Annotated in this window: 13 protein-coding genes and 1 pseudogene; all 14 read right to left on the minus strand. The window is 68.8% G+C overall.

The window, feature by feature from the left end; translation table 11 throughout:
* Positions 1 to 11 precede the first annotated feature (11 nt).
* The gene (gene trmD, locus H0B43_RS04100) at positions 12 to 704 is read right to left on the minus strand and encodes a tRNA (guanosine(37)-N1)-methyltransferase TrmD (protein WP_185729183.1); all 693 of its coding nucleotides are present in this window, start codon (positions 702 to 704) and stop codon (positions 12 to 14) included.
* 10 nt (positions 705 to 714) lie between these two features.
* The gene (rimM, locus tag H0B43_RS04105; protein WP_185729182.1) at positions 715 to 1266 is read right to left on the minus strand and encodes a ribosome maturation factor RimM; all 552 of its coding nucleotides are present in this window, start codon (positions 1264 to 1266) and stop codon (positions 715 to 717) included.
* 13 nt (positions 1267 to 1279) lie between these two features.
* Positions 1280 to 1522, minus strand: a complete 243-nt coding sequence (locus H0B43_RS04110) for an RNA-binding protein (RefSeq protein WP_185729181.1) — start codon at positions 1520 to 1522, stop codon at positions 1280 to 1282.
* Positions 1519 to 1980, minus strand: coding sequence for a 30S ribosomal protein S16 (gene rpsP / locus H0B43_RS04115; protein ID WP_185729180.1), 462 nt, complete (start codon positions 1978 to 1980; stop codon positions 1519 to 1521). The genes H0B43_RS04110 and rpsP overlap by 4 nt, the downstream gene beginning before the upstream one ends.
* Before the next feature lie 179 nt (positions 1981 to 2159).
* Positions 2160 to 3245, minus strand: a pseudogene (locus tag H0B43_RS04120) (amidohydrolase family protein).
* A 3-nt stretch (positions 3246 to 3248) separates the two neighbouring features.
* Positions 3249 to 4835, minus strand: coding sequence for a signal recognition particle protein (gene ffh, locus H0B43_RS04125; RefSeq protein WP_185729179.1), 1587 nt, complete (start codon positions 4833 to 4835; stop codon positions 3249 to 3251).
* A 76-nt stretch (positions 4836 to 4911) separates the two neighbouring features.
* A complete protein-coding gene (locus H0B43_RS04130; RefSeq protein ID WP_185729178.1) occupies positions 4912 to 7464 on the minus strand; it encodes a [protein-PII] uridylyltransferase in 2553 nt (850 codons plus the stop codon).
* On the minus strand, positions 7454 to 7792 hold the full coding sequence (locus tag H0B43_RS04135; protein ID WP_005240467.1) for a P-II family nitrogen regulator: 339 nt from the start codon (positions 7790 to 7792) through the stop codon (positions 7454 to 7456). The genes H0B43_RS04130 and H0B43_RS04135 overlap by 11 nt, the downstream gene beginning before the upstream one ends.
* Positions 7793 to 7796: 4 nt before the next feature.
* Positions 7797 to 9116, minus strand: a complete 1320-nt coding sequence (locus H0B43_RS04140) for an ammonium transporter (RefSeq protein ID WP_213015467.1) — start codon at positions 9114 to 9116, stop codon at positions 7797 to 7799.
* A 258-nt stretch (positions 9117 to 9374) separates the two neighbouring features.
* Complete coding sequence (ftsY, locus tag H0B43_RS04145) at positions 9375 to 10787, minus strand: signal recognition particle-docking protein FtsY (protein WP_185729176.1); 1413 nt, start codon at positions 10785 to 10787, stop codon at positions 9375 to 9377.
* 65 nt (positions 10788 to 10852) lie between these two features.
* Positions 10853 to 14458: a chromosome segregation protein SMC gene (gene smc, locus H0B43_RS04150; RefSeq protein ID WP_185729175.1), complete on the minus strand. Its 3606-nt coding sequence runs from the start codon at positions 14456 to 14458 to the stop codon at positions 10853 to 10855.
* A 22-nt stretch (positions 14459 to 14480) separates the two neighbouring features.
* Positions 14481 to 14750: an acylphosphatase gene (locus H0B43_RS04155; RefSeq protein ID WP_282555448.1), complete on the minus strand. Its 270-nt coding sequence runs from the start codon at positions 14748 to 14750 to the stop codon at positions 14481 to 14483.
* A 5-nt stretch (positions 14751 to 14755) separates the two neighbouring features.
* Complete coding sequence (locus H0B43_RS04160; protein WP_185730110.1) at positions 14756 to 15685, minus strand: hypothetical protein; 930 nt, start codon at positions 15683 to 15685, stop codon at positions 14756 to 14758.
* Complete coding sequence (locus H0B43_RS04165; protein WP_185729173.1) at positions 15685 to 16125, minus strand: OsmC family protein; 441 nt, start codon at positions 16123 to 16125, stop codon at positions 15685 to 15687. Before H0B43_RS04165 ends, H0B43_RS04160 begins: the two co-directional genes overlap by 1 nt.
* Positions 16126 to 16231: the final 106 nt, after the last annotated feature.

Below are 16231 nucleotides of genomic sequence, written 5' to 3' on the forward strand. Positions count from 1 at the left end.
CCGGAAACAGGTCAGGGCAACAGGTCCGGGCGGCGTTCGGTGGTGCGGAGGAGGGACTGTTCGCGTCTCCACGCGGCCACCTTCGCGTGGTCGCCGGAGAGCAGGACGGGTGGGACATCGAGTCCACGCCAGGTGGCCGGCCGGGTATAGCTGGGCCCCTCGAGGAGACCGTCGGAGAACGAATCCTCTTGGTGCGACTGCTGATTGCCCAGCACTCCGGGAATCAGGCGCACGAACGCCTCGGTCATCACGAGCACGGCTGCCTCGCCCCCGATGAGGACGTAGTCTCCGATGCTGACCTCTTCGACGCGGACGCGGCGGGCGGCGTCGTCGAAGACCCGCTGATCGATGCCTTCGTACCGTCCGCAGGCGAAGACGATGTGCTGCTCCCCCGCCCAGCGTTCGGCGGTTGCCTGCGTGAACGGGACACCTGCGGGTGTGGGGACGACGAGCAACGGGTCCGCGTCGCCGTCGCCCGCGGCGAGCACGTCGTCCAGGGCGGGGCCCCAGACCGTCGGTTTCATGACCATCCCCGGCCCACCTCCGTACGGTGAGTCGTCGACAGCCTTGTGGACGTCGTGCGTCCATTTCCTCAGGTCGTGCACCTCGACGGCGATGAGGCCCTTGTCGATGGCCTTGCCGAGCAACGCAGCCCGGAGCGGCTCGAGGTATTCGGGGAAGATGGTGACCACGTCGAGACGCACGGCTACCGACTCACTTCCCGTCGGCGGAGTCACCGAAGTCGGGATCCAGCAAGCCTTCCGGCGGGTCGATCTCGACGACGCCGTCGGCTACGGACACCGAGGTGACGATAGCGGCCACGAAGGGGACGAGGAGTTCGCCGGGCTCTTCGCCGGCCCGGCGGACCGACAGCAATTCGCCTGCCGCGGAATGCAGTACCTCGATGACCGTACCCACCTCGGTGCCGTCTGCGAGTCGCACCGCCAGTCCCTCGAGTTCGTGATCGTAGAACTCGTCGGGGTCGTCGGAGGGTTCGAGTTCCGAGCTGTCGATGACGAACAAGGTGCCTCGCAAGGCATCCGCCCCGGTGCGATCCGACACACCCTCGAGGCGCAGCAGAAGCCGCCCGGAATGCTCCCGGGCGGCTTCCACCGTGTACGTACTCACAGCCTGCTCGCGCGGCTTGTGTCCCCGCAGCACGGCACCGACGGCAAATCGATCCTCGGGTTCGTCGGTACGAACCTCGACCACGATCTCACCCTTGATGCCGTGCGACTTGGCGACACGGCCCACCACGAGCTCCACTACGGTGCGGCCTCTACTGATCGGTGTCGATGACGTCGACCCGGATCCCCCGGCCACCGATACCGGAGACGAGCGTGCGCAGAGCGGTCGCGGTGCGACCACCGCGACCGATGACCTTGCCGAGATCGTCAGGGTTGACGTGCACCTCGACAGTGCGCCCCCGACGCCCGGTGATCAGCTCGACACGAACGTCGTCGGGATTGGCGACGATGCCACGAACGAGGTGCTCCACGGCATCGGCGACGACGGCACTCACTTCTCAGCAGCCTCGGACTCTGCAGCAGCCTCGGCGGGAGCGTCGGCAGCAGCCTCGGCGTCCTCGGCCTTCGCCTTCTTCTTCTTGGGCGTGATGGCCTCACCGACGGGCTCGTTCTCGGCCTGCGCGAGCGCAGCCTGGAACAGCTCCAGCTTGGTGGGCTTGGCTTCCTTGACGCGGAGGGTGCCCTCGGCGCCCGGCAGGCCCTTGAACTTCTGCCAGTCACCGGTGATCTTCAGGATGGCCTCGACGGGCTCGGTGGGCTGGGCGCCGACGCCGAGCCAGTACTGTGCGCGCTCCGAGTCGACCTCGATCAGCGAGGGCTCTTCCTTGGGGTGGTACTTGCCGATGGTCTCGATCGCACGGCCGTTGCGGCGGGTGCGGGAGTCGGCGACGACGATGCGGTACTGCGGGTTCCGGATCTTGCCGAGCCGGGTGAGCTTGATCTTGACAGCCACTGCTGTACTTCTCCTTCAGTGCGCACACAAGTGTGCCCACGTGTCACGTGCAATTCGGCGACGCGCAGGAATAGCGCGCCCGGTTTTGCCTCCAACCTGTGACCGCCGCGCGGTACGGAACCGGATGCGACGAACAGCGGTTCATTCTGCCAGACGAACACCGCGAGGGGGAAACCAGGTCATCGGGTCTTGACGACGGTCCCCCGCAACACCACGACATCGGGCGCGGCGAGGGCGTCGCTGCTCGCGCGCGGGTCGTTCCGGAACACGAGCAGATCCGCGGGCGCGCCCGCCTCCACACCCGGATGTCCGAGCCAGGTCCGCGCGTCCCAGCACGCGGCGCCCAGCGCCTCGGCCGGCGACAATCCGACCGCTTTCAGTGCCTCGACCTCGTCCGCGATACGTCCGTGGACGATCGATCCGCCCGCGTCGGTGCCTGCGTAGATCGGAATCCCCGCATCGTGAGCAGCACCGATCGTGTCCTTGACCCGGGAATGCAGGTCGCGCATGTGCGCGGCATAGACCGGGAACCGCGCGGCGGACTCGGCGATCTCCGGGAACGTGGCGATGTTGATCAGCGTCGGGACGAGCGCCGTTCCATGCGACACCATCAAGTCGATCGTCTCGTCGGTGAGCCCGGTGCCGTGCTCGATGCAGTCGATTCCGGCGTTGATCAGGCCGGGAAGAGCGTCTTCGGCGAACACGTGCGCGGTGACGCGTGCACCTTCACGGTGCGCGGCCGCTATCGCCTCGGCCAGGATGTCGTCGCTCCACAACGGCGTCAGGTCACCGACGGATCGATCGATCCAGTCGCCGACGAGCTTGACCCACCCGTCGCCGGCCCGGGCCTGCCTCACCACCTCGTCGGGCAGTTGGGACTCGTCCTCGAGATCGACGGGGAGCCCACGGATATAGCGCTTGGGGGCCGCGATGTGTTGCCCGGCCCGGACGATCCGCGGGAGGTCGGGGCGCTCGTCGACGAACCGGGTGTCGACCGGCGAACCCGCGTCACGAATCAACAGGACTCCGCAGTCCCGCTCGGTCTCCGCTTGCGCGATCAGTCCCTCGACGGTCTCGCCGCCGCCACCACCGAACCTGATCCCGACGTGGCAGTGGGCGTCGACGAGACCGGGGACGATCCAGCCCGATTCGCAGACGGTCTCGGCGCCGGGAATCGGTTCGGCCGAGATCACACCGCGATCGACCTAGAACTCGACGGGCTGGTCGTCGGGCAGACCGGTGCCCCGGAAGTGCAGTGCACCCATCGGCTAGTTCTTCGGCCGCTTGAACTGGGACAGGTCGATGCCTTCGAGTCCGGGCGGCAACTCGTCGAGGCCCTTCGGCATGTTCGACAGGTCCGGCATCCCCGCGGGAAGGCCTCCCGGGGGCATGCCCGGGAACCCGCCCGGCAGACCGCCGGGGAAGCCGCCGCGCACCTTCGGCGGGGTCGGCCCCTTGCCACCCTTCTTGCCCTTCTTGCCCTTCTTGCTGCGCTGAGGCTTGCGTGAACCCGGCATGCCCATGCGCCCGGCCATCGCCGCCATCATCTTGCGGGCCTCGAAGAAGCGGTCCACGAGTTGGTTGACGTCGGACACCTTGACACCCGAACCGTTGGCGATCCGCAGCCTGCGGGACGCGTTGATGATCTTGGGGTCGTCGCGCTCGGCGGGGGTCATACCGCGGATGATGGCCTGCACCCGGTCGAGTTGTTTCTCGTCGACGTTCGCGAGAGCGTCCTTCATCTGCCCCGCACCGGGGAGCATGCCCAGGAGGTTGCCGATGGGGCCCATCTTGCGCACGGCCATCATCTGCTCGAGGAAGTCCTCGAGCGTCAGCTGGCCGGAGCCGATCTTCTGGGCGGTGGCCTCGGCCTGCTTCTGGTCGAAGACCTGCTCGGCCTGTTCGATGAGGCTGAGGACGTCGCCCATGCCGAGGATGCGGCTGGCCATGCGGTCGGGGTGGAAGATGTCGAAGTCTTCGAGTTTCTCACCCGTCGACGCGAACAGGATGGGCTGGCCGGTGACCTCGCGGACGCTGAGCGCCGCACCACCGCGGGCGTCGCCGTCGAGCTTCGTGAGCACGACACCGGTGAATCCGACACCCTCACGGAACGCCTCGGCGGTGCTGACCGCGTCCTGGCCGATCATCGCGTCGAGCACGAAGATCGTCTCGTCCGGATTCACGGCGTCGCGGATACCCGCCGCCTGCGCCATCAGGTCGGCGTCGATACCGAGGCGACCCGCGGTGTCGACGATGACCACGTCGAACTGCTTGTTGCGCGCTTCCTCGACACCCGCCCGGGCCACCTCGACCGGGTCGGCCGCGGTGATGCCCAGTTCGTTGTCGCCGCCACCGATGGACGTGCCGGGGTGCGGCGCGAAGACCGTCGCGCCCGCCCGCTCGCCGACGATCTGCAGCTGGGTGACGGCGCCCGGGCGCTGAAGGTCGCAGGCCACGAGCAGCGGGGTGTGCCCCTGGTCGCGCAGCCACTTGGCGAGCTTGCCGGCGAGGGTCGTCTTACCGGAACCCTGCAGACCGGCGAGCATGATGACCGTCGGCGGCGTCTTCGCGAACACCAACCGGCGGGTCTCGCCGCCGAGGATGCCGACGAGTTCCTCGTTGACGATCTTGACGACCTGCTGCGCCGGGTTGAGGGCGGCCGAGACCTCGACGCCCTTGGCACGTTCCTTGATCTTGGCGATGAACGAGCGGACGACGGGCAGCGCGACGTCTGCCTCGAGCAAGGCCAACCGGATCTCACGGCAGGTGGCATCGATGTCGGCTCCGGAAAGGCGACCCTTGCCACGCAGATCCTTGAGGGCTCCGGTCAACCTGTCGGAAAGGGATTCGAACACCGAGTGCGCTCCTGAAGTCATGCGAGTGTGCGGTGGATATTCTCGGGCACCAGACTAGCCGCTCACGCGCGGTCGTTCATTCTCCCCCGCTGCCCTCCTGCTTCTTCGGCTTCGCGAGGGGAACGACACCGAGGATCGCACTCTCGACCTCTTCCCGGCTCGCCCGGGTGTCCCCGCCGCCGAGATCGAGGCAGAACGCGTCGATCACCGACGAACCGAGGGTGGTCACCCGCGCCCACCGGACGTCGGCTCCGCACGTGTCGAACGCGTCGGCCAGCCTCGACAGCAGGCCCAGCCGGTCCTCGGCCCTGAGCTCGAGAATGATCTCCCCGGGGGAGTTCGTGTCGAACCAGATGACCCGCGGCGGCGCCTGCGCGTACTGGACCGGAACCGCGGCCTCGCCCCGCTCCTCGACGGCCGCCACCCGCTGGCTCTCCCGGGCCTCCTCCTCCTTGGCGGTGAGCATCTCCAGCAGGTTGAGCTCACCCGCGAGGGCACGGATCAGTTCCTGCCGCAGCAGTCCCGCCTGCGGCGGCGCCCCGAATCTCGGGGACACGACGAACGAATTGACCGCCGATCCCTCGGCGCTGCCCAGCGACGCGGACAAGACCCGCAGGGAGTGCAGTGCGAGAACGCCCGCCGCCTTCGACAGCAGGCCTCGCTGATCGGGCGCGATGACCGTGACCACGAAGTTGTGGGGGCTGTCGGCGGGGACGAGCGCGACATGCACGCCGCCCGTCGCCGCCAGCGCGACGTGTTCCGGATCGAGCGGATCGGGAGCGGGAAGAACCTCACCCGCCATGACCAACCGGCAGCGGCGCACGAGTTCCCCGATCAGCGACGACTTCCAGTCGCCCCACACACCGGGACCCGTCGCGAGAGAATCCGCCTCCGCCAGCGCGTGCAGCAACTCCAGCAGCACGCCGTCACCGCCGAGCGCCTCCACGACCTTCTCCACCGTCTCGGGATCGTCGAGGTCACGGCGCGTCGCGGTGTGCGGCAGCAGCAGGTGGTGGCGGACGATCGCGGTGAGAAGCACCACGTCCGACGGCCACAATCCGAGCCGCCTTCCGATCTGCGTGGCCAGTTCGGCGCCGACCACGCTGTGGTCGCCGCCGCGTCCCTTACCGATATCGTGCAGCAACGCGCCCAGCATCAGCAGGTCCGGGCGGGCCACGCGGGTGGTGAACTCGCTGGCGTGGGCGGCGGTCTCGACCAGATGGCGATCGACCGTCCACGTGTGCACCGCGTCCCGGGGCGGCAGATCCCGGACGGCACCCCACTCGGGGAGAAGCCGGCCCCACAATCCGGTGCGATCGAGAGCCTCGATCGCCGCGACGGCCCGGCTGCCCGACCCGAGCATCACCAGCAGATCGTTCAGCGCTTCCTTCGGCCACGGCTCCCGCAGTTCGGGGGCGTTGTCGGCCAAGCGATTCAGGGTGGACGCCGACATCGGCATCCCCGTGGTCGCCGACGCCGACGCGACCCGCAACACCAGACCGGGATCCTTGGCCGGCCGCGCGTCGCGAGCCAGCACCACTTCGCCGGCGTGCTCGACGACGCCCTCGTCGAGGGGCCGCCGAACCGGGGGCCGGCGCAGCCGGGCGAGACCACGCCGCGGCAGGGCATGACCCGCCGTCCGCACACCCACGTCGACGGAGTAGCTGATGGTGCGCGCGGCCTCGCTGAGCATGCGCGCGAGGTCGAACCGATCCCCGATCCGCAGTGCGGCGCCGATCTCGTCGGCGTCCTGGGCACGCAGCTGATCGCGCGAGCGGCCGGCCACCCGGTGCAGTTCGGTGCGGACGTCGAGGAGCCGGCGATGCGCGAGGGCCAGTCCCCCACCCGGCGAATCCGGGCCCAGTCCGGGCATGCCATCGGTGAGCTGCGCGATGGACAGCGCGTTCAGCAGCTGTACGTCCCGCAGTCCACCGCGACCGCTCTTCAGGTCGGGCTCGGCGCGGTGCGCGATCTCGCCGCTGCGCTCCCACCGCGACTTCGTCTGGTCGATGAGCCCGTCGAAGCGGTTGCGGATGTCGGTGCGCCACTGTCGGCGAACCCCGCTGATGAGGAGATTGGTGAGCTCGACGTCGCCGACGATGTGGCGCGCCTCAAGCATGCCCAGGGCGGCGGTGATGTCGGTGTCCGCCACCTGGAGCGCCTGCGGGATGGTCCGGACGCTGTGATCGAGCTTGATGTGGGCGTCCCACAACGGATACCAGAGTTGGTCGGCGACCTGGGCGACGACCGCCGGATCCATGTCGTCGTGGAGCAGGAGGAGGTCGAGATCCGAGTACGGCAACAGTTCGCGGCGACCGAGCCCGCCGACCGCGACGAGCGCGAAACCGCTGTCCGGCTTGATCCCGAGTTCGGCACCCTTTGTGGTCAACCAGAACTCGTGCAGATCGACGAGCGCGTGGCGTAGGGCAGCGGCGTCGAGCCGCCGCCCGTGGCCTGCGGGATTCCTTGCGCCGGGCCCGGTCTCGGGACCTCCGGCGAGCAGTTGTCTGCGTGCGCGGGCCAGGTCCGCCGCTTCGTTCGATCCGCCTGACGCAACCGGCCCTGATCCCGTCGCCTTGGCGACGGAACCAGGGCCGGGCTTACCGGACCCGTTGGGGTCAGAGTGCATCCGCGCCGCGTTCCCCGGTACGTACCCGGATGACCGACTCGACCGGCGACACCCACACCTTGCCGTCACCGATCTTGCCGGTGCGCGCCGCCTCGACGATCACCTCGACGACCTTGTCGACAGCGGCGTCGTCCACGACGACCTCGACCCGGACCTTCGGCACGAAATCGACCGAGTACTCCGCTCCCCGGTAGACCTCGGTGTGGCCCTTCTGCCGGCCGTACCCCTGAACCTCGCTGACAGTCATTCCGAGCACGCCCGCCTGCTCGAGTCCCGTCTTCACGTCCTCCAGAGTGAACGGCTTGACAATTGCTGTGATCAGCTTCATTTCCTCATCCCTCCTTGCCGGATACACGAGCGGGTGCCGAGGTTCCGCCGAGAGCGGCGAAATCGTAGGCGGTCTCTGCGTGTTCCGACTCGTCCACTCCAAGTGATTCACCCTCGTCGCTGAGCCGCAGACCGATCGTGAACTTCACGATCACCGCGACGACGGCTGTACCGACGAGCGAGTAAAGCAGTACTGCCCCGGCGCCCACTGCCTGACGCCAGAGTTGGTCGAGGCCTCCACCATAGAACAGACCCACCACACCCGCGGGCGCCTCCGACGTCGCGACCAGGCCGACCATCAGGGTTCCGACGATGCCGCCGACGAGGTGGACACCGACGACGTCGAGCGAGTCGTCGAATCCGAAGCGGAACTTCAGCCCGACCGCGAGGGCGCAGAGCACGCCGGCCACGATTCCGATCGCGAGGGCGCCGACGACGTTCACCGAGGAGCAGGAAGGCGTGATGGCAACCAGGCCTGCCACGATTCCGGACGCCGCGCCGAGCGTGGTGGCGTGGCCGTCGCGAATGCGCTCGACCAGGAGCCAGGCGAGCATGGCCGCACACGTTGCGATGACCGTCGCGATGAACGTTGCTCCGGCGATGCCATTGGAACCGACCGCCGAACCGGCGTTGAATCCGAACCAGCCGAACCAGAGGAGTCCGGCGCCGAGCATCACGAACGTCAGGTTGTGCGGGCGGAAGGGAGTTCCCGGCCATCCCCGGCGCTTACCGAGGATGATGCAGAGGACGAGACCGGCGGCGCCGGCGTTGATGTGAACGGCGGTACCACCCGCGAAGTCCACCGCGGCGAGCTTGTTGGCGATCCACCCGCCCGTCTCGGAGGTGACGCCGTCGAAGGCGAAGACCCAGTGCGCCACGGGGAAGTACACGATCGTCGCCCAGAGGCCGGCGAACAGCAGCCACGAACCGAAGCGCAGACGATCCGCGACGGCACCCGAGATCAGGGCAACCGTGATGATCGCGAACATAGCTTGGAAGGCGACGAACACCGTCGCGGGGATCGTCCCGACGAGAGGGATCGCAGCGTCAGCGACGACGGAACCGGCGTCGTTGGTCTCGGCGAGGTAGGAACCGCCGATCAGGCCCTTCAGTCCGAAGTACTGGAACGGATCACCGAAGAAGTTCCCTTTGTCCTCCCCGAACGCCATGGAGTAGCCGTAGAGCACCCAGAGGATGCCGACGACACCCATCGCGCTGATGCTCATCATGACCATGTTGAGCACGCTCTTGGCCCGCACCATGCCGCCGTAGAAGAACGCAAGTCCCGGAGTCATGAGCAACACGAGCGCGGCGCTGGTCAGCATCCACGCTGTGTCCCCGGTGTCCGGTGCACCGATAGTGGGGAAATCCACCTTGAGCCTCCTCCTTCTCTGCCCAGCCGGTTGCGGCTGACGACCTGACAAGAAGGTTGCTCAGTTGGTGTTTCGGCTGTGCCACTGCACTGTTTCGCGCTCGTGAACGCATCGGCCTATTTTGTTGCGTCCACGTTTCGCCAGGCGATTTGCAGTCGGTTTCGGGCCGCCCGAGCCGTCCGAGACCCCGAGACGGCCACCGATTCGCCGCTACCCGAGCAGCGCGTCGACGAAGGCACCCGGCTCGAACGGTGCCAGATCGTCGGCTCCCTCACCGAGACCGACGAGCTTCACCGGGACGCCGAGTTCGTGCTGGACCTGGAACACGATGCCACCCTTGGCGGTGCCGTCGAGCTTGGTGAGCACCACACCGGTGATATCGACGACCTCGGCGAACACCCGAGCCTGGGCCAGACCGTTCTGCCCGATGGTCGCGTCGAGGACGAGGAGGACGTCGTCGACCGACGCCTTCTTCTCGATGACGCGCTTGACCTTGCCGAGCTCGTCCATCAGTCCCGTCTTGGTATGCAGCCGGCCTGCGGTGTCGATCAGCACGACGTCGACGCCGTTGTCGATGCCCTTGGACACGGCGTCGAACGCGACGGCCGCCGGATCGGCCGCTTCCTTGCCCCGGACCACTTCCGCGCCCACCCGCTCGGCCCACGTCTGCAATTGGTCCGCCGCGGCCGCGCGGAACGTGTCGGCAGCGCCCAGTAGGACACGCCTGCCGTCGGCGACCAGGACACGGGCGAGCTTGCCGGTGGTGGTGGTCTTGCCGGTGCCGTTCACGCCGACGACCAGCAGGACCGCCGGGTGGTCGTCGTGCGGGAGCGCACGGATCGACCGGTCGAGTTCCGGCCGGAGTTCGGCGACGAGGACCTCGCGCAGCAGTGCTCGGGCATCGGCCTCGGTGCGGACGCTGCGCGACGCCATCTGTTCACGCAGCGACGTGACGATCTTCGTGGTGGTCGCCGAGCCGAGGTCGGCGATGAGGAGAGTGTCCTCCACCTCTTCCCAGGAGTCTTCGTCGAGGTCGCCGCCGCCGAGCAGTCCGAGCAGGCTCTTGCCCACCGCGGACTGTGACCGGGACAGCCGTCCGCGCAGACGGTCGAGCCTGCCCTCGGTGGGAGCGATGACGTCGAGCGCGGGCCCGGCGGGGGCCGGTTCCGGCTCGGGCGCGACCTCCGGTTCCGGTTCGACCTCGGGCGCGACGACCGGTTCGTAGGTGACCGGCTCCGGCGGGGCCGCAGGCTTCTCCGGTGCTTTTTCCGGCGCGGGCGCCGTCTCCGCCGCCGGGGGCGTCACGACCTCGGGTTCGGCTGTGATTCCGCTTTCCGGCACTACAGGTTCGGGTGTGATCACGGGTTCCGGCAGCACGGGTTCCGGAAGGACCGGCCCCCGCGGCGGCGCCGTCGCCGTCGTACCCTGACTGAAGTTGAACCCGCCGTCCGCCTTGTAGCTGCCCGAACGGTCCTTTTCCGCCGTGGTGACCTGCGGTGTGTCCGGCGCCTTCAGCGAGATCTGGCGACGGCGATACAGCAGCGATCCGACGACGAGAACGACGAGAAGTACGGCGAGTGCGGCCGCGATGGCAATCCAGGCTCCGGTAGTCACGCCGCCCATTGTTTCAGGCCACGGAATTCGGCGCGCACTGCCTTCCCTGCGCACGGTCCCGGCCGGGACCGGAATCAGGCGTCGGCGGCCGCCATGTCCTGGCCACGGAGCCGCTGCGAGATGACGGTGGTGATGCCGTCGCCCCGCATGCTCACGCCGTACAGCGCGTCGGCGACCTCCATCGTCGGCTTCTGGTGCGTGATGACGATCAGCTGCGACTTCTCCCGCAACTGCTCGAACAAACCGATGAGACGGCGCAGGTTGGTGTCGTCCAGCGCGGCCTCCACCTCGTCCATCACGTAGAAGGGGGACGGCCTGGCCCGGAAGATCGCCACGAGCATCGCCACCGCCGTCAGCGACTTCTCGCCACCGGAGAGCAACGACAGGCGCTTGACCTTCTTGCCCGGCGGGCGGGCCTCCACCTCGATGCCGGTCGTCAGCATGTCCGACGGGTCGGTGAGCACGAGCCTGCCCTCGCCTCCGGGAAACAGCTTCGCGAAGACCTGCACGAATTCACGTTCGACGTCCGCGTATGCCTCGGTGAAGACCTGCAGGATGCGGGCGTCGACGTCGGCCACCACCCCGAGCAGATCCTTGCGGGCGGTCTTCACGTCCTCGAGTTGCGTCGACAGGAAGTTGTAGCGCTCCTCGAGTGCGGCGAACTCCTCGAGCGCCAGCGGGTTGACCTTGCCGAGCGTCGCCAGGTCCTTCTCGGCGCGTTTGGCGCGACGTTCCTGGGTGGTGCGGTCGTACGGAATCGGCGCCGGCACGGTGACCTGTTCGCCGCGCTCCTTCGCCTGCTCGTACTCCTCCATCTCCAGCGCGGACGGCGGCAGGGCGACGTCCGGACCGTATTCGGCGATCAGATCGTCCAGTCCGATCCCGTGCTGTTCGAGGATCGCCTCCTCCAATTGTTCGATGCGCAGCGCGGCCTGAGCGCGGGCGACCTCGTCGCGGTGCACGGCGTCGGTCAGCGACGCCAGCTGTCCGGTCAGCTGACGCACTTTTTCTTTCACCTGTTCGAGTTGCGCGGTCCGCTCGGTGCGGGCCCGGGCGAGTTCGTCGCGGTGCGCCATCGCGGAATCGACGACCTCGCCGAGGTGCTCGGCGACCCGCTGCCCGGATTCGGCGACCGCCGCGGCGACGGCCGCAGCGTTCTGTCGGGCCTTCATCGCACGTTCCGCGCGAGCGCGGGCGTCCCGTTCCACCTGTGCGGCGCGGCGCAGGGAGTCGGCCTTGCCTCGCACCGACTCGGCCCGCTCCTCGGCCGTGCGCACGGACAGCCGGGCCTCCACTTCGACGGCCCGCACCTCCGCCAGCGCCGCGGCCGCCATCTCGCGATTCATGCTCGTCGAGTCGGAACCACCAGGGTCGGCGCCGTCGGGCGATCCGTCCTGTTCCGCCATGCGCAGCCGTTCTTCGAGTTCTGCCAGAGCAGTCAGTGTGTCCTCGCGACCGCTCTCGGCCTTGTCCCGCTGCGCCATGAGCCGATCGGACTCTGCGTGCGCGGCCCGCGCCGCCTGCCCGAGACGGCCGAGGCGTTCGTAGATCGCGGACATCGCGGCGTCGGACTCGTTCAGCGCGGCCAGTGCCTGCTCGGCGCTCTCCTGGCGATCGGCCTGCTCCGCGACCGCACCGGACAGTGCCGCCGACAGTTCCTCCGCCCGCCGTTCGGCACGGGCCAGATCCTGCACCGAGTTGTCGATCGCGGCCTGGACCTCGAGGGTGCTCGGTTGACGGTCCGAGCCGCCGCTCATCCAGCCGGCGCCGAGCAGATCGCCGTCACGGGTGACGGCGCGCACGTCGGGCCTGCGCCGGACGTGCGCGACGGCGTCGTCCAGCGAGTCGACCACGACCACTCCGCCGAGGAGCGCGGCAAGTCCCGTTCGCAATTCGTCGGGGCAGTCGATGACGTCGACGGCCCACCGGGCGCCGGAATCGAGGTGCCCACCGCTCGGTGGGGCCTGATCGGTTCCGATGACGAGCGACGCACGCCCGTTGTCCGTCTCCTTCAGCGCGCCGACCGCGGTGCGTGCGGCGTCGAGGGACTCGGCGACGACGGCGTCGGCTGCGGGACCCATGGCGGCCGCGACGGCGCCCTCGTAGCCCTTCTCGACCGTGATGAGTCCACCGATCGATCCCCGAATACCATGTGAGCTGCGGTTTTCGACGAGCCACCCGGCGCCGTCCTTGCGTTCGAGCCCCATCGACAGAGCGTCGATCCGGGCGCGCAGCGACGCTACTTCCTGCCCGGCGGCGCGCTCCTCGCCCTGGAGTTCCGTGACGCGTTCGGTGATGAGGCGCAGTGCCTCGACGGCTCGCTCGTGATGGGAGTCGAGTCCCAGTTCACCCGCGTCCAGGTCGCCGATCTCGTCCTGGACGACCTCGAACTCGGACTGCGCCGCGTCGCCGCGACGGCGGGCCTCGTCGATCGCGACGGTCAGCCGGGAGACCTCGGCGTCTACGGAATCCGCGCGGGTGCGCAGCGTGTCGACCTGCCCGGACAGTCGGGCCAGGCCTTCACGACGGTCGGCGATCGCCCGGACCGCCGCCATGTGGGCCCGTTCCGCCTCGGCCGCGGCCTCCTCCCCCAGTGCCAGCTGCTCCTTGGCCGCGTCGAGCGCGGCGCGGGCCATCTCGACGGCTTCGACGAGTTCGAGTTCCTCCGCGGCGATGCGGTCGGCGCGAGCCTCCATCTCGTCGGGGTCCTGACCACGGTTTGCGGAGGGCTCCGAATCGAGGTGGCGGGCCCGTTCCCGGGCGATACGGATGGTCGCGTTGACGCGCTCCGCGAGCGCCGACAGCTGAAACCACGTCTGCGCGGCGGCTTCCGCGCCCGGGGTGAGCCGCGACAGTTCCTGCTCGTGCCGCCCGAGCTCGAGGTTGGCGTCGTCGAGTGCCTCGGTGACCTGGTCGTGCTGCTCCCGTGCCACCTTCTCGTCCTGGGCCTGGTCGGCCAGTTCCTCGCGCCGCGTCACCAGGTCGTCCGCGGCCAGCCGCAGCTTCGCGTCCCGGAGGTCGGCCTGCACGGTCTGCGCGCGACGCGCCACCTCGGCCTGACGACCGAGTGGTTTGAGCTGCCGTCGCAACTCCGCGGTGAGGTCGTTCAGCCGCGCCAGGTTGGCCTGCATCGCGTCGAGTTTGCGGACCGCTTTTTCCTTGCGTTTGCGGTGCTTGAGAACGCCGGCCGCTTCTTCGATGAACGCGCGCCGGTCTTCCGGGCGGGATTCGAGGATCGCGGCGAGGCGGCCCTGACCGACGATGACGTGCATCTCCCGGCCGATGCCGGAGTCGCTGAGCAGTTCCTGCACGTCCATCAGCCGGCAGGAGCTGCCGTTGATCTCGTATTCGCCGGCGCCGTCGCGGAACATGCGCCGGGTGATGGACACCTCGGAGTAGTCGATCGGCAGGGCGCCGTCGGAATTGTCGATGGTGAGCGTGACCTCGGCGCGTCCGAGCGGGGCCCGCCCGGCGGTGCCGGCGAAGATGACGTCTTCCATCTTGCCGCCGCGCAGGGCTTTCGCTCCCTGCTCGCCCATGACCCAGGTGAGCGCGTCGACCACGTTCGACTTGCCCGACCCGTTGGGCCCCACGACGCACGTGATTCCCGGTTCGAACCGCAGAGTCGTTGCGGACGCGAAGGATTTGAATCCCTTCAGCGTCAGACTCTTCAGATGCATGACGGAGAACTTTACCTGCGGTTCACCGTTCGACGAACCCGACGAGGTCGCCCCGCGCGGAATCCCACTGCTCCACGACGAGATCCACCGCGCCCGGCGTGCCGCCGGAGCGGAGCAGCGTCAACAGCGCGTCCAGCTTGTCGCGCGGTCCCTCGGCGATCACGAGCACCCGCCCGTCCTTCTGGTTGGCCGCGTATCCGACGAGGCCGAGCTCCAGCGCGCGGGCGCGGGTCCACCACCGGAATCCCACACCCTGCACGTATCCGTGCACCCAAGCGGTCATTCTCTCCATGTCCGTCACGACCGTTCGAGTTTGTAGATCTTCCCGGTGAAACTGGTGGCGTACAGCGCGTCCGGATTCCAGCCCGGTCCGGCGCCGAACCGCACCGACGACACGAGGGGAAGCCCCGACGCCAGGGCGCAACTCTCCCCGGTGGCGGGATCGACCCGCACTACCTTGCCGCCGCCGTTGTAGGCGACGTACACGATGCCGTCCGGTCCGACGGTGAGGTCGTCGGCCGCATTGAGGGGCCCGGATCCGGGCAACTCGACCGACACGACCGGGCCGCCGAGGTCGTCCTCGCGGAGAATCCGCAACGTGGTGGTTGTGTCGAACGTCGTCACCGTGTAGACGTTGCCGTCGTGCACCGCGAGACCGTCGACGGTTCCGAGATCGGTGCGCACCACCTCGGGTGTGTGGGGATCCGCAGCGGGGACGCGGGTCAGTCCCGCTCCGGAGCCCAGGTTCCGAGCCGTGAGGATGTCGCCGTTGCTCAGCCGGACCAGACCGTTGGGCATGACGAGACCCTCCGCCACGGTCCGGGACTCGCCCGTGTCGAGGTTCACGACGTCGACCGTGCCGCTCGCCGACCCGGTGACCCCCGCCGCGAACGAGTTCCCCGTGGCGAAGTACGCGTCGGCACCGTCCACGGCGATCCCGCCCGGCGCCTCCACCTCCGGCACGATCGGGGTGACGGTGCCGTCGGGGCCGACCCCGTCGAGGGCTCCACCGCCCACCAGTCCGGTTCGCGAGACCAGCATGGTTCCCGAGCCGTCGAAGGCCAGGTTCTCGAGAACGCCCGCCCCGGATGCCACCTCGGACATCGACCACGGGGTGCACGCCCCACCCGGAGGCGAGAACGCCGGCCCGGCCCCGGCCGGCGCGACCACGAGCAGACCCGCGCAGAGCGCCGCTCCGCCCGCAAGCGCCGCCAGTTCTCGCCGCATCATGCTTCTTTTTCGACGGTCAACGTCACCGTCGTGCCCGCCTTCAGCGTCCGCCCGACCGTGCAGACCTTGTCGACCGACCGCTCGACGAGCGCCACCAGGCGCTCCTGGGCCTCGGCGTCGAGTTCGCTGAGGTCGAGCTCCATCACCTCGTCCAGCTGCGGATAGACCTCGTTCTCGCGGTCGGCCGCGCCGGACACCCGGATCGTGGCGTCGTAGTCGTCTCCCAGCCGGCGCGACAGCGGGAAGTCCGAGCTCATCCCACTGCACGCGGCGAGCGCGATCTTCAGAAGTTCCCCGGGGGTGAACACGCCTTCCACGCCCTCGGAGCCGATCAGGACCTCGGCGCCGCGCGAGCTGCGACCGGTGTAACGCCGCGTGCCCGTCCGCTCGACCCACAGAGTGGTGGGCGCTGTCGTGTCGGAAGTCTGTTCTGCCATGCGGTCAATCCTGCCACCGGTCGGCGCAACACCAGGTAGGCGGGTGGGGGCGCCGGTTTCGCCGCACTTGTGAACGCAGATTCTCGGCAGAGAAAACCGTTGGGCC

This window comes from Rhodococcus sp. 4CII (assembly GCF_014256275.1).
GTDB lineage: Bacteria > Actinomycetota > Actinomycetes > Mycobacteriales > Mycobacteriaceae > Rhodococcus_F > Rhodococcus_F wratislaviensis_A.